We start from the raw sequence: 14,320 nt of genomic DNA, 5'->3' as shown, positions 1-14,320 counted from the left end.
AGGTCGAGGGGGGCGTCTCACTGTCCTACTGCTGCCGCTTGATCTGACTACCCGGCCGTTTTAACCTGCTTCGCGGATAAATACTCATACATGAGAGGGCTCCGAATCGGTTCGGCGTTCGGTATTCCGGTCCGGCTCAACTGGACCTTCCTGATCGTTCTTCCGCTCTTCGCCGTCTTCATCGCCTGGGATATCGCTGAGTTGGTAGTGGTGATAAACCAGACGTTCGGCGCCACGATGAACCCGAACCAGTTGACGGACGGGACCCTTCCGTGGGTGCTGGGACTGGCTTCGGCGCTGGGACTGTTCGGAGGCGTCCTGTTGCACGAGTTCGGGCACTCGTTGGTCGCGTTGCGATACGGATACGAGATCGATTCGATTACACTCTGGTTACTCGGCGGCGTGGCTAGCTTCACTGAGTTCCCCGAAGACTGGCGTCACGAGCTGGTGATCGCTATCGCTGGCCCCATCGTGAGCGTCCTCCTCGGCGTGGGCTCCTACGTGGCCTTTACCAGTCTCCCGTCGAGTGTCGACGCAGCCCGGTTCGTCTTCGGCTATCTCGCAATCCTGAATATCGTGCTCGCTGCGTTCAATCTGCTCCCCGGCTTTCCAATGGATGGTGGACGTATTCTCCGAGCACTCCTCGCTCGGAACCAGCCACACGCGAAAGCAACCCAACAGGCTGCTGCCGTCGGGAAAGTGTTCGCGTTCGGCCTAGGCCTTTTCGGGTTGTTCACCAACTTGTTTCTCATCGTACTGGCGTTTTTCATCTACATCGCCGCGTCCGGCGAGGCCCAACAGACCACGATCAAGGCAGCTTTCGAAGACATCACCGTCAGCGACGTGATGACGTCCGAAGAGAACCTCAAGACCGTTTCCGAGGAGACTACTATCTCTGATCTCCTCGCGCGGATGTTCACCGAGCGCCATATCGGGTATCCAGTACTGCGAAACGGCAATCTCGTTGGGATAGTGACGCTGGACGATGCAGGTGCTGTCGAAGAAGCCGAACGCGATGCATATCGCGTTGAGGACGTGATGTCAACCGACCTCCATACGATTACCCCCGACGCCGACGCAATGACCGCGTTCCAGCAGATGCAGCAGAACGATGTTGGCCGCTTGCCAGTGGTCAACGAGGCCGGTGATCTCGTTGGAATCATTTCTCGGACAGACATGATGCGGGCGTTCAACGTCATTCAGAGTGGCGGGCCGCCACAGACACTCGGCCAACCGACCTCCGGACCCGGTCTCCAGTGAGAACCGGCTCTCACGAGAACGTCACGGCGGACGATGCATCCCACAGAGCGAGTGAAGCAGGCGGATTGGCGGGATAACGAAGGGACCCGACGTGGACCGGCCCCTCGGGACGGCACTTGAGCGTCGCTGTACGGCCTCACGAGGAAGCGACTACCTGTCCATGCGTGCCAATGGCGTATGATGCGCTGGACGAAACCCAGTCAGTTCAGCTCCGAGTTTCGCGGATGGGAACGAGATCGTTACTCAGCGTCTCTCTTGATGAGTCGGAAGTCTACCTCGAATACCGCTCCACAATGCAGACAGTCAACAGTTCCCCCTCGAGATCAGATCCTCATGAATGTCCTCGCCGCAATCGGGGCACGCACACCACATGAGATGACCCATGACGTCTACCTGATGGCTTCTCTCATCGAGATCGTCGTGTACCGTGATTGTTCTATCTTTGTCCGGAATCTCGTTTCTGGAGAGAGCAGCGTTGACGACGGCTCCGCTGATCAGCACGATTGCTCCGATATAGAGCCATGTGACAAGCAATAGGACACCACTAATAACGCCATAAATGCCAAATTGGGCTGCGTTCGCAGTGTACAGTCCAAAGAACGAATCCAGGAGAGCCCACCCAAATGCGGTGACAATCGAGCCCGGAGCCGCCTCTCGGACGGTCATCGGAACTCCAGGGAAAAGTAGAATAGCGGAAGGAACACGACCGTTAGCGTGAGGAAGAGTACAACCGGAGTCGCCAACATGAGAGGAGGTGGTCTCGGGAAAAGCGCTACAAGTGTCCCAAGGAGGAGCATTCCACTTATCGCCAGGACCACCGCGACGAACGCGATTGTCGCGTTCCAGAGCTTTCTCAGAAAACTGGGCTCCATTCTGACACCGTACACCATCGAGAAGGCGATATCCAGACCCCGGAAAACTCTCAAGCCGGTCCAGAATAACAGTGCCACACCGACAAGTGTAATGCCACCACGACCGGCCGCATTGGACACTGCATCCACCACAGTCTCCTCGCCCAGCGGTGTGAGAAACCCCTGTGTCAATCCTATCAGCCCATCCGCAACTTCCTCGCCAAAGAGCGCCGTTGCAGCCACAAATAAAATCAACAGCAAGGGGATTAACGCCACGAACGCGTAGTATGCAATACTTGCTGTCAGGAACGTTACCTCGGTCTCGTTCGCTTTTTTTACGACAGTCCTCCCAAGTGTGCTGTTCGGGTAACGAGGTTCACAAACATAACGTCTTGACTTCCGAGGCCATACCCGAAGCGTCGGGTGGGAGCTAGTTAAGAGTGAACAGAGAGGCGGCGAGCAACAATCGAGACCAAGATGACAGCGGTTATCGATGTATCAGTCCCAGTAACCGGCTTCGAACGTCGTCAGCGGAGTCGTACGTTTGATTCTCGGTTGGGGCAAGCACTTCTTCGAGGGATTCCGTCCCGCCCTGGGTTTCTATCTCGTAGTCGCCATAGGCCTTGACCAATTCATCCGTCGTGATTGGATAGTTCTGGGCTTCGAGTACTTCATCAAGGTCACCAAGTCTTCCACCAGGGTCACCGCTCATCGCTCGGTCTTCGTGAGCGCGGTCGCGTACATCCTCTCGCTTCCGCTCTGGCTGTTGTCGCTGTTCGTCGTCTGGATTCTCGTCTCGGTCCCGGTTGTCGTCTGACATCCTTTGAAATAGGCGTCCGATTCGGATAACTGTGTGGATGCTCGGCGGTGTGGACTTCTCGGATACCCGAGCAAACTTGCGAGATGTACCGACAGGCGGTCCGGCAACTCGTCGACGAGCTCGCGGAGACGGAGGAGTTCTTCCGGGCGGGTATTGTCGCGATTGACATCACCGAGGACGACTCGTTTACGGGCGACCGCACGGGACACGAGGACGAGATTATCGGGACGAAGGAGAAGAACGACGAGTACGCCTACCAGTGGGCGACAGTCCAGCTAGTCGGTAACGCTGTCCCACTCGTACTTGATGCGCGGCCAGTTCGACGAGGCGAGTCACGCAAGGAGATCGTTGAAGACCTGCTCGACTCCGCTCAGGCTCTCGTTCACATCGATAACGTGCTGATGGATCGGGAGTTCGACAGTCAGCACATTCTGGAGATGCTCAGCCAGCGCGGGCTTTCGTATGTGGTTCCGAAGGGGATGCAGACCAGCGAGAAAGCCCAAGCAAAGCGGCTTCTCAAGCGAGGGAAGGATCGTTACGAGACTGATCGAAAACTGCACTTGGGCGACAACGAATGGCATTCGACGACGTTGATCTACCGTCGGAAAGAGAACTCCGAGCATGACGACCACAGACAGTACTCGGTGTTCATGACGAACCGAGGCAGTGGCCTTCTTACTGAGTACGGGTACAGGTGGGAGATCGAGAGCGGCTACAAGTCAATCAAGCGATTCATGGCCGCGACGACCTCGAAGGACTTTGGCCTCCGGTTCTTCTACTTCGCGTTCGCCTGTCTATTGTACTCAATCTGGCGGGCGGTCGATCTGCTGGTACAGGCCGAATTGACCAGTGAATACGAGCATTCGCCCATTGTGACAGCCGATAATACGCTGACGCTGTTGAAGAAGGAAACGGGAATTGGATAGTGAGGTTTCCCCCCGTGATAGCGCGGTGTCTGAGTGGCTACACTATCCGGAGTCTCGGAAATGCTCCGAATTAGTTGACTATGCAATAAATTCGCCTGTTTGGAGAGCAATCTGATGCAGTTTCTGCTCTTCGATTCGTCCGAAACCACGCATCGCAGGCCTGCTAAACCCGGTGTAGTCTCAACTTCCACGCGTGCGAATTTCATATCGCTGTATGTAGTTTATAAAATCTCGTATTGCCTTTTTCGATAGGTACAGCGCCCGCACCGAGGAATCACGTTGTGGAAGACATCGAGAATACACTTCTGCTTACGGCGATAAACGGAAGTGGTTCAACCCCGGGACCTTCGTCCCGATCTATGCGGAGTTTGTAGTGGAACTCGGCGTTGCGGCACAGCAGGTATTTTATCGACCGATACAATATCGAGAGCATGAGTGAGGATGCGGTCCGGACGGCGTTCCCTGAACTCGACGTTATCGAGGATGACGACCTTCGAGCGGGCGTGGTCAGCGCCTGGGCGACTGCCATCGCGGAAAACAATATTGGCGATCTGACCGAGGTGCCGTGGCTGCCCCCGACACAGCGCGAATTGGGGTTGGACGACGAGCGTTTGGTTGACCACGTTCGGGACGTGACTGCTGGTGCGGTTGCGCTCGCGGAGATGCTCCTCGAGCGGCGCGAGGTCGACCTCTCGCTGGACACTGTCATCGCCGGTGCGCTCGTCCACGACGTAAGCAAGCTCGCTGAATTCGACGGGATGAACGAGACGAAGATCTACGACCTGCTTGGTCACCCCTATTACGGTGTCCACGTCGTCGCAGCGGCGGACCTACCGGTCGAACTTGCACATATCGTACTCTCGCACACGAGCCGGACAACAGTTGAGCCGGCGACGATAGAAGCGGAGGTCGTCAAACGGGCCGACGAGGTTGCGGCAGCTGCCGTTCGGTCACAGGCGATTGACGATCTTCGAACTGCGTAATCGCCGTATTGCGTATCAGTCGTGTACGCCGATCGGTTTGTGGGATGCACTATCGTTCAGTTCTCTTCCTCTATTGGAGGTGACGGTTTCTCGGGTTTGCGTTCTGTGAATCATCGATGGTCCATAGTCGCTAGTCAAGTTCCTTCACTATCTCGGCGGGGTTTCCTTGACGACCACGTTATCCGGAACGTTCTAAGTGACGACGCCCCCCGAGGCGACGACTGGGCGGCCGCCGACGCTTACTGGGTGTGGGTGACTGAAACAGGGGCTTTATACGATATGAGTTTATATAATGAAAAGAACCACGTGGGTGATCAGAAATCGTACCGACCCTAGCCTCCTCGTCGTGTGACGTAGTCATCAGTAGTGTCACGAGCAATGATGCCTCAGGACGGCTCCGACACCCTAGTGTATCTGGTATCGTCCGACAGAACGGTCGCGAACTACCGACGGGAATCGCTCCGAGCGGTGATTGGCCCGGAGCGGTAACTGGCGCCTGCCGGATGGGAGATTGAGATGACGCTCCTCGAAGTCGAGAATCTGGCGGTGACCTACGAGGAACAGGATGGTCCGGTACACAGCGTCAACGGCGTCTCGTTCTCTATCGAGGAGGGCGACAACCTCGCCTTCTTTGGGGAGTCAGCCTCCGGAAAGTCAACGATAGCGAAGACCATCCTAGGGTTGTTGCCCGAGAACGCGCAGATCGAGGCGGATTGCGTGGAGTTCGACGGTCAGGACCTGCGCTCGCTCACTGCAGCGGAGCGCCGGGATTTCCTCTGGGAGGAGGTGGCGTTCATCCCCCAGACGGCCGTCAATGCACTCGACCCTGTGATGACCGTCGGCGCCCAGATCCGGCAGACAATCCAGACCCACCGCGAGGTCACCACAGAGAGCGCGTACCGGCGTACCCGCGAACTGTTCGAGACCGTCGGACTAGACCCTGACCGCGTCGACGACTACCCCCACGAGTTTTCTGACGGGATGTGCCAACGAATTGTCATCGCGATGGCGCTGGCACTGGATCCGAAACTCATCATCGCCGACGAACCGACGACTGGCCTCGACGTTATCGTCCAGGACAAAATCGTTGACAATATCCTCCAAATCCAAGAGGAGACTGACAGCTCGCTGCTTCTCATTACCCACGACCTAGGTGTGATCGCCGAGACCTGCGACGAGTTCGCCGTCTTCTACGGCGGACGGATACTCGAACGCGGCGCGCTCGACAGCGTGTTGCTCAACCCGACAAACCCCTACACGATGGGGCTGACGAGCGCCTTCTTTAGTGAGGAGGGCGACGAACTGGTATCGGTTCCGGGCTCCTCGCCCGAGCTGGCGACGACACCGACGGGGTGCGTCTTCGAGTCGCGATGTCCGTTCTCGACGGACGAGTGCGAGACGAGCGTGCCGGCGCTGGAGAAACTACCCTACCGGAACCACTATACGGCATGTCACAGAGTCGAACGCGCCGAGCAGATGCGCCGCGAGGCGGCCAATTCGGGGACATGGGGGCGGACCGCCCCTATCTCGTCGTCGACGGACGGCGAGATTCTGCTGGAAGTCGACGAACTGAGTAAATACTACGAGCGGTCGCAGTCATGGCTCCAGTACGTCCCGTTTGACGGTCTTTCGCTGTCGTTCTCCGGGCTTCGCCACAACTTGCGGGAGTGGTACGACCAGCGCGCGGCGGGGTTGCGCGACGTGCTTGACACCGAGGACTCGCTCGTCCGCGCCGTCAACGGCGTCTCGATGACGGTTCGGCGCGGGGAGATACTCGGCATCGCCGGCGAGTCAGGATGTGGCAAGTCGACGCTCGCCCAGACACTAGCGCTGCTGGAGGATCCGACCGGTGGCGGCTTCGAGTTCGACGGCAGCTCACACGAGTACTACCGGGACGGGAACCTCAAGGAATTCCGCCGGAAGCTTCAGATCGTCTTTCAGGATCCCTACCAGTCGCTGAATCCACGGATGCGGGTCGAACACCTGGTCGGCGAGCCACTGACGATCCACGACTACCGCAGCGACGAGCGCGAGACTGCCATTGCCGAGACGCTCGAACAGGTCGGACTGACGCCCCCGGAACGATTCCTCGATAAGTACCCCAACGAACTGTCGGGCGGTCAGCGCCAGCGGGTCGCCATCGCGCGGGCACTTGCTGTCGACCCCGACTTCCTCATCTGCGACGAACCAGCGTCGATGCTGGATATCTCTCTGAAGGCGGAGATACTCGACCTGATCCGGGACTTAGCCACCAGCGAGGACATCGGCGTTGTCTATATTAGCCACGACATTTCGAGCCTTACCCAGATCGCCGACCGACTGGCAGTCATGTACCTCGGCCGGTTTGTCGAGCGTGGCGACGCCGACCGCGTCGTCGCGGACCCGAAACATCCCTACACGGAGGCACTCCTCTCGGCTGTCCCGGCGACAGACCCGACGGCGAACCGTGAGCGTGTCATCCTCGACGAGGACCCGTCCGACGACGAACCGTCGACCACAGGATGTCGGTTCGCATCGCGCTGTTCGCTGTCGACCGACCGATGCAGAATGGAGGACCCCGACCTCGACACCTGGACCGGCGATGATCATCAGGCGGCCTGTTTCGCTCCAGGCCAGGATTCGTTCCCGGACCGAGACATCCCGGAATTCACCGACGTTACGACTGACTGACCACGGCGCCCCGTCCTGTGATCCGTGTGTTGCCACGGCTGGGAGCATGAAATTGGCATACAGCCGCTAGGTAGGCGTGATTCGCTGCCAGAGTGTCGACTTTCGCAATTCGGTCCTCGTAGTCAAGCAGCTTCGTGACGACGAACGAGGCTTCGACGCTGGAGCCGGGGTCTTCGAGCCGCTCAACGCCGTCAAAGAACTCGTGGAGATCCGTTGCCTATCCGGTGGACGCGATCCTTCGAGCATGCCTCGGGGCACGCGTCGAACAACGCACCTAACCGCTTTCTGTGCCTCTCGTCGATCCTACCCTATGCTTGGTCGAACAGTGAAGAGTGGCCGACGGACAGGGATTTTTTACCCTCGATGGTGACGTTTGTCTATGGTTCGCCGTTCGCTACTATACTGTCCGGGCGACGAGCAAGCGATGATGGAGAAGGCGGTCGAATCGGGAGCCGATGCGGTGATATTCGACCTTGAGGACGCGGTCGCCCCGGTAGCGCGCGACGACGCCCGCCGGTCGGTCAGAGAGACGATCAACGCGCTCACTGAGCCCGACCCTTCAATTAGCGTCCGGATTAACCCCTATGACCGCGACGGGCCGCGGGACATCGACGCTGTCGTCAGCGATGGTGAGTCGCTCCCCGACAGCGTCGTTCTGCCGAAGGTTGACGGCTATGAGACGGTCGCGGAGCTGACCGACCATCTTGCGGACATCGGCGCTGAGTCAGTTGACGTTATCCCTTTGATCGAGACTGCGAGGGGGTTGGTAGCCGCCGAAGAAATAGCGGCCGCGCCGGGTGTCGTCGCCATCGCCTACGGTGACCAGGACTACACGGCCGACGTCGGGGCGACCGTCACCGACGAGAAGACGGAGTCGCTGTACGCTCGCCAGCGCATCGTTGCCGCCGCGGGAGCGGCCGGTGTCGACGCCCTCGACACTGTCTACACTGATATCGAGGACTCCGACGGCCTACGCGAGCAGACGGAGACCGTCATCGGGTTCGGGTTCGACGGTAAACTGGCGATCCATCCAGGTCAGGTCGACGTCATCAATCGGGCGTTTACGCCGGACTCCGACGAGGTCGAGTGGGCTGAGCAAGTAATTGAGGGCCAGGAACAGGCCAGTGAGGTGGGGACTGGCGTGTTTACCGTCGACGGGCAGATGATCGACCCGCCGCTGGTCGAGCGCGCCCGAACCATCCTCGAACGGGCGTCTGCCGCCGGGATTCGCTAACCGCCTCTTCGCGTCGTTTCGATTCACGTCGCCCACGCTGGGACGTTTTTGCACGTCCGACACACCAAGGATAAGCCCACGAAATAGGTCTACAGGCTGAATAGACCGAGTGCCTCGATGCTTGACCCTAAGGCGGTTCATGGAGATTCGAGGCGGGACCCCACGGCTGAAGTCGTGGGAGGAAGCCGCCAACTGCTGTGAAACTGAACGGCGTCGACAAGACTGGTGCGTAGCAGTGCTGCCGCTATGAGGACATTCAGACCGTGCTTTGCGCTCCGGTCACCACCTCCGTCTGGCGCGTCCGGTCGTACCATCGTCCAGAGCGCCTCCGCCACGAATAGGGCGGATCGAACCGGTTTGACACCCATGAGTTCGCCGTTTTCGACGTTGCCACCGGGGGCCACCCGCTCGGCTGTCGCGAACGAGATTCTCCGCTACGGCCGGGTTACGCGACGACGTACTCCTCTTTGATGCGGATCATGGCATCGTGCAGGCGGTCTCGGTAGGTGTCGAGGTCGTCGCCCTCGATCGGATTCCCGTGGACGGGCGCGACGGCGGTGACGTCGTACTCCGCGAAAATGTCGTCGAGCGTCCGCGCAATCTTCTCCGGTGCGGCGTAGCGCAGCCAAACGAGGTTGTCGCGGTGGTATTCGAATATCTTTTCGGCTGGCGTCATCTCGGGGAAGTCTCCTGAAAGGTAGTCGCACTGGCCGGGGTCGTGGTAGTTGCCGAACCCGTCGGCTGTGAAGAGGACGCCGTCGCCGTGTTCGTAGATCCACGTCGTGTGCGATCGGTCGGCGAGCGGCGGGTCGATGAAGCTGAATTTCTGGCCCATGATCTCGAGGGAACTGCCAATGTCGCATTTGCGGGCGTCAGGGAGGCCTTGCTGGGCGGGCGCCCCCGAGGAAGCGACGAGTTCTACGTCGTCCGTGTCGGCGCCGAGCGAGGAGACGTTCCCCGAGTGGGGGTAGTCCGAGTGCGACAGCACGAGCGCGTCGGGACTAGCACCGTCGGTCGCTTCGTCGACGGCTTCAGTGATCTGCTCGCGGTGGTAGAACGATCCGGAGTCGACGAGGACCGTCCCCTTGGGAGCGCGTACGAGGTACAACGACACGTGCTCGTGTTTCCCATCGTGGTCGTAACACTGGTTGATCCACTCGACCGTTGGAGTGATTTGTACTGTCATGGTATTACCCGAGCGTGCCGATCCGGCCCTGTTCGTCGACGGTGCGGGTCACGTCTTTCATCATGGCCATGTAGTCTGTCGCGTTCTCCCGGATGACGAGGCCGTGAGCTGGCGCGATCATCTCCGGGTCGAACGTCTCAATCAGGTTGTCTATTTCGGCGTTGGTTTTCTCGACGTCGACGTACTGGTACCAGAACAGTACGCGACCATGGAATTCCACGAGACGACTAGTGTCGAATTCGCCATTGAGTTCGTCAACGAACGTCAGCGCTTCGTCCTCGAGGTGGATGAACCCCATCCAGTCGACCGGGAATAGCGTCTCCGTTTCGCGTTCGGACATCCACACTGAGACGGGCGCGTCGAGGAAGGTTGCCTCGTGGAAGTCGACGACTCGGCCGCCGAGGTCGATGCTGTCGCCTTCGGCGACGTGTATCCCCTCGTCGAGGTGGTAGAGTTCGTGGTCGTTGCCATACGCCGGTGCGACGAGTGTCGCCTCGGGATGTTCGTTCAGGATGGGCATCGTATTGCCGGCGTGGGGGACGTCCGGGTGGGAGACAACGAGGTAGTCGAGGCCGCGGTCGCCCACGAGGTCGTCCACGGCATCGAGTATCTGGTCGGTGCTGGCCGGCGATAGCGTGTCGAACAGTAATGTTTTCTCGTCGCCCTCTATCAGGTACGCGCACTGAGGCACGTACGCCTCCCGTCCTTCTTGGTACCAGTTGGGGTCGCGGTCGAGGAGGTCCCACGACTCTGTTCTGTCCGGCCCGGCCTCGTATATCCAGTGCAGGCCGGTCGCAATCTCGCGGGGCATGTACGTCCCTCGTTCCGACTGGAGCTATAAAACAGTCGGCGACTGTTTCCCCCATTTTCGGGTGTCTTCGGATGCCCGCAATCTCTGTCAGTCGACGCGGAACTCAGCGAGCATCTCGCGGTCGATCTCGATTCCGAGTCCGGGGCCGTCGGGGATGGGGACCGCGGTACCCTCGTTGCGGATAGGGATGGCAGCGAGTTCCTCGCGGATTGGGTTTGGTGTCCGATCGAACTCGAGACGAACCGGAGAGGGGAGCGTCGCGAGAAGTTGCAGGCTGCCTGCCAGCGCCACAGCGCTCCCGAACACGTGCGGATACGTGGCGAGTCCAGCGGCGTCGGCGATGTCTGTGGCGCGGCGGGCAGATGTGAGTCCGCCAGCACTGGTCACGTCCGGCTGGAGGACGTCGGCAACACCCAGGTCGGCGACCCGCCGGAACTCGGGTGCGAACGCCCAGCACTCACCGCCCGCGATAGGTACGTCGCTGTGTTCGCGCAACCGCGCCCAGGCGTCGTACCGATCGGGCGCCAGCGGTTCCTCGAAGAACGCGACGTCTATGTCGGCCAGGCCATCGGCGACGCGGCGGGCTGTGGGCAGGTCATATGCGTGGTTGGCGTCAGCCATCAGCGTCACGTCGTCGCCGACGGCCTCACGGACCGCCTTGGTCAGTCGCACGTCGTACTCAGGCCCCCATCCAAAGTGTCGTTCGAGACCGATCTTCAGTTTCAGTGCGTCGAATCCGGCGTCGACGTGCGACTGCGCCTCCGCGACGACAGACTGCTTGACGGAGTCGAATTCGTCGGCTGGCGGCCAAAAATGACCGGTCGCGTAGGCGGGGACGGCATCTCGGCGGCGTCCACCTATCAGGGTCGCGACTGAGGTATCCGCTGCTTTTCCGCGCAGGTCCCACAGCGCGATGTCGACGCCGCTGACGACCCCAGCCGGGACGCTCGAGTGATAGGCCGACCGGAGGTCGAAGAGGAGGTCCTTGTGGACGCGCTCGACCCTGGTCGCGTCCCGCCCGCGAAGGAAATCCGTGACGCGGTCGTCGAGAAGCTGCCGGTTGCCCGCGATTGGCCCCCAGCACTCCCCCCACCCGACGCTCCCATCGGCTGTCTCAATCTTGACCAGACAGTACTCCCGCGACGAAATCCACTTCTGGGCGTTGGCGAATCGGTCGTCCAGTTCACGACGGAGCGGAATCGCCTCTACCTGTCTGATTTCCATGCGCAGGCGTCCGTGAGGTTGTCGGATAAATCTTCATCCGGTTACGCGGTTTGACCCCGGACACCGTCATCGTCTACTGGTCGACCGTGATCGCCACGGAATCCATCCCCATATAAGTGATGATGGTTATTGTCTCGGTTCGGGGGTACGATATTGCCCTTTGGAGGGGAACCAACTTACATGACAGTTGACAACGGACACCATAGCGCCGGCGCGCCCGGAGAATCGCTGTCGGTCCCTGACCTCGACCCCCTATTCGACCCGGAATCCGTCGCAGTCGTCGGCGCGAGCCCCGACTCGTTCTACTCGGGCAACCTCGTGGAGAACCTCCTCGACTACGGCTTCGACGGGACGCTCTACCCCGTTAATCCCAATCGCGAGACGGTCTGGGACCGCTGCTGTTACGACAACATCGAGACTGTCCCTGAGACGGTCGATCTAGTGGTCGTCAGCGTTCCCCGGGAGTACGTCGTCGAAGTCGTCGAATCGGCGGGCGAGCGCGGCGTCCCCGTCGCCCTAGTGCTAACCGCGGGGTTCGCCGAGGCCGACGAGGCTGGCACAGACCTCGAGGCGGACCTCGCTACGGCAGCCGCCGACGCCGGCATCCGCGTCGTCGGCCCAAATTGCATCGGCGTGATGGCCAGCGAGGGTGCGACGCTAACCTCGACGTGTTCGCGTGAACCGCAACCGGGCGGCATCGGCCTCGTCAGCCAGTCGGGCGCGCTCGCGTTTACGACATTCTTCGAGCGAGCAGCAGACACCGATATCCATTTCAGCCACATCGTCTCGACCGGTAACGAAGTCGACCTGACGACCGCCGACTATGTCGCCTACCTCGCCAAACAGGACGAAGTCGATGTCGTCTGCACCTACATCGAAGGGGTTGACGACCCCGAGCGGTTCCTGCGCGTCGCCGAGGAGGCCGTCCGCAACGGCACCCCCGTCCTTGCTGTGAAGATTGGTTCCTCCGACCTTGCGGAGGCGGCGACGCTGTCACACACTGGGTCACTCACCGGCGACGACGACGCCTGGAAGGCCGCCTTCGACCAAGTGGGCATCGAGCGTGTCCCCGATATTCCGGACTTGGTGGCGCGCGCGAGCGCCCACACCACCTACGACGATTCCAACGGCGACACCGTCTGCGTCGCCTCGACCAGTGGCGGCCTCGCAAGCTTGCTGGCGGATATGGCCGCCGAGCGCGACATCGCACTTCCCGATATCGACGGCGAGACCGAACAGGAACTGCTCGCCATCGAGGAACTGCTGACCTACGGCGGGTTCAACAACCCGGCCGATATCCGCGGGTACGGCGCCCACGTGCTCCCTGAAATCGCCGACGCGGTCCTCGACGACGACGCCTTCGATGCGTATGTGTTCGCAATCGGTCTCCCGGGCGTCGACGAACGCGCAGCTACCATCGCCAAGGATTTGGAAACCATCGCCGCCGAAGCCGACGATCCCGTCTTCGTGCTCTGGACTGGGCGTAAGGACCCCGGCGATCCAACTGAGACGCCGCCATACGCCCGCCTGCGGGAGTCTTTCCCCGTATACGAGGATCCGAGCCGATGCATGGACGCCGTGGCGTCGATGACCAATTTCGTTGCTACACATGACCGTCTAACTGACCGGCCTACGCGGGCTGCCCTCGCCGCCGACGCTTCCGATGCGGACGTCGACCTCCCGCGTGGCCGGGTACTCACCTGGCAAGAGTCTGAAGCGCTGCTGGATGCCTACGACATCCCCATTGTCGAGACGCGGCTGGCGACTGACGCTGACGAGGCCGCAGCAGCGGCCCGCGAAGTGGGGTTCCCGGTCGTGCTCAAGGTCGACTCGCCGGCATTACCGCATCGCACCGACGTTGGCGCGGTGCGCCTCGGTGTCGACTCCGCCGAGGCGGTCCGCGACGCCTACGCGGAGGTCGTAGACGCCGCGCTGGCGGCCGCTGATACCGATGATGTTGAGGGCGTGTTGGTCCAGCCGATGGTTGGCGATGGCGTCGAGGCTATTGCCGGAATCGCCCCTGACGATGTGTTCGGGTCGCTCGTGTCCGTCGGCCCCGGTGGTGTCCTCGTTGAGGCGCTCGACGAGGCCGCCACGCTCGTGCCGCCGTTTTCGCGGGGTAGCGCGCGAACTGCCGTCGAAGACACTGCTCTCGGGTCGCTCCTCCGAGATAGTCGCGACGGACCCTCGCTGTCCCTCGGTTCGTTCGTCGACTTCCTCGTGAACGTCGGCGAACTAGCGGGGGAGGTCGACGATGTTGCGGAATTGGACCTCAACCCCGTCGTCGTCACTGAGAACGGTCCGGTCGCTGTCGATGTCCTCGTCCGAACTTACGAGTAGCGACCAATGCAATCC

General features: G+C 60.6%; 9 protein-coding genes and 2 pseudogenes. 6 read left to right on the top strand and 5 right to left on the bottom strand.

Going from position 1 to position 14,320, the window contains the following annotated elements; genetic code table 11:
- Positions 1 to 90 precede the first annotated feature (90 nt).
- Positions 91 to 1,260: a M50 family metallopeptidase gene (locus ACRYA2_RS19820; protein WP_433632146.1), complete on the top strand. Its 1,170-nt coding sequence runs from the start codon at positions 91 to 93 to the stop codon at positions 1,258 to 1,260.
- Between the two features lie 303 nt (positions 1,261 to 1,563).
- On the opposite strand, the pseudogene ACRYA2_RS19815 reads toward ACRYA2_RS19820, so the two are convergent.
- Positions 1,564 to 2,387: pseudogene (locus ACRYA2_RS19815) on the bottom strand (YihY/virulence factor BrkB family protein).
- Between the two features lie 211 nt (positions 2,388 to 2,598).
- The gene (locus tag ACRYA2_RS19810; protein ID WP_433632143.1) at positions 2,599 to 2,931 is read right to left on the bottom strand and encodes a DUF5789 family protein; all 333 of its coding nucleotides are present in this window, start codon (positions 2,929 to 2,931) and stop codon (positions 2,599 to 2,601) included.
- Positions 2,932 to 2,999: 68 nt separating this feature from the next.
- On the opposite strand from ACRYA2_RS19810, the pseudogene ACRYA2_RS19805 reads away from it, so the two are divergent.
- The 4 genes and pseudogenes from ACRYA2_RS19805 to ACRYA2_RS19790 all read left to right on the top strand — a co-directional run.
- Positions 3,000 to 3,857 (top strand): annotated as a pseudogene (locus ACRYA2_RS19805) (transposase); the annotation flags it as partial.
- Between the two features lie 431 nt (positions 3,858 to 4,288).
- Positions 4,289 to 4,840: an HD domain-containing protein gene (locus tag ACRYA2_RS19800; RefSeq protein ID WP_433632140.1), complete on the top strand. Its 552-nt coding sequence runs from the start codon at positions 4,289 to 4,291 to the stop codon at positions 4,838 to 4,840.
- A 516-nt stretch (positions 4,841 to 5,356) separates the two neighbouring features.
- Positions 5,357 to 7,510 carry an ABC transporter ATP-binding protein gene (locus ACRYA2_RS19795; RefSeq protein ID WP_433632137.1) on the top strand — a complete coding sequence of 718 codons (2,154 nt, stop codon included), beginning with the start codon at positions 5,357 to 5,359 and terminating at the stop codon, positions 7,508 to 7,510.
- Between the two features lie 379 nt (positions 7,511 to 7,889).
- A complete protein-coding gene (locus ACRYA2_RS19790) occupies positions 7,890 to 8,744 on the top strand; it encodes an HpcH/HpaI aldolase/citrate lyase family protein (RefSeq protein ID WP_433632134.1) in 855 nt (284 codons plus the stop codon).
- Positions 8,745 to 9,189: 445 nt separating this feature from the next.
- Here ACRYA2_RS19790 and ACRYA2_RS19785 read toward each other — a convergent pair whose 3' ends face one another.
- From ACRYA2_RS19785 to ACRYA2_RS19775, 3 genes are all read right to left on the bottom strand, one after another.
- Entirely contained in the window at positions 9,190 to 9,930 is a 741-nt protein-coding gene (locus ACRYA2_RS19785) for an MBL fold metallo-hydrolase (protein WP_433632132.1), read from the bottom strand.
- 4 nt (positions 9,931 to 9,934) lie between these two features.
- A complete protein-coding gene (locus tag ACRYA2_RS19780) occupies positions 9,935 to 10,741 on the bottom strand; it encodes an MBL fold metallo-hydrolase (protein ID WP_433632130.1) in 807 nt (268 codons plus the stop codon).
- Between the two features lie 87 nt (positions 10,742 to 10,828).
- Positions 10,829 to 11,965, bottom strand: a complete 1,137-nt coding sequence (locus ACRYA2_RS19775) for a mandelate racemase/muconate lactonizing enzyme family protein (protein ID WP_433632127.1) — start codon at positions 11,963 to 11,965, stop codon at positions 10,829 to 10,831.
- Between the two features lie 180 nt (positions 11,966 to 12,145).
- Between ACRYA2_RS19775 and ACRYA2_RS19770 the strand changes: the two genes are divergently transcribed.
- Positions 12,146 to 14,305 (top strand): acetate--CoA ligase family protein, encoded by a 2,160-nt coding sequence (locus ACRYA2_RS19770; protein ID WP_433632125.1) that lies wholly within the window; start codon positions 12,146 to 12,148, stop codon positions 14,303 to 14,305.
- Positions 14,306 to 14,320 lie beyond the last annotated feature (15 nt).

This window comes from Halomicrococcus pelagicus (assembly GCF_050954125.1).
The sequence above is the reverse complement of the archived record's forward strand: the minus strand, read 5'-3'. Positions and strand labels throughout refer to the sequence as shown.

Coding starts and splice junctions, on each gene's coding strand:
- ACRYA2_RS19820 (WP_433632146.1), top strand. CDS start 91: ATGAGAGGGCTCCGAATCGGTTCGGCGTTCGGTATTCCGGTCCGGCTC.
- ACRYA2_RS19810 (WP_433632143.1), bottom strand. CDS start 2,931: ATGTCAGACGACAACCGGGACCGAGACGAGAATCCAGACGACGAACAG.
- ACRYA2_RS19800 (WP_433632140.1), top strand. CDS start 4,289: ATGAGTGAGGATGCGGTCCGGACGGCGTTCCCTGAACTCGACGTTATC.
- ACRYA2_RS19795 (WP_433632137.1), top strand. CDS start 5,357: ATGACGCTCCTCGAAGTCGAGAATCTGGCGGTGACCTACGAGGAACAG.
- ACRYA2_RS19790 (WP_433632134.1), top strand. CDS start 7,890: ATGGTTCGCCGTTCGCTACTATACTGTCCGGGCGACGAGCAAGCGATG.
- ACRYA2_RS19785 (WP_433632132.1), bottom strand. CDS start 9,930: ATGACAGTACAAATCACTCCAACGGTCGAGTGGATCAACCAGTGTTAC.
- ACRYA2_RS19780 (WP_433632130.1), bottom strand. CDS start 10,741: ATGCCCCGCGAGATTGCGACCGGCCTGCACTGGATATACGAGGCCGGG.
- ACRYA2_RS19775 (WP_433632127.1), bottom strand. CDS start 11,965: ATGGAAATCAGACAGGTAGAGGCGATTCCGCTCCGTCGTGAACTGGAC.
- ACRYA2_RS19770 (WP_433632125.1), top strand. CDS start 12,146: ATGACAGTTGACAACGGACACCATAGCGCCGGCGCGCCCGGAGAATCG.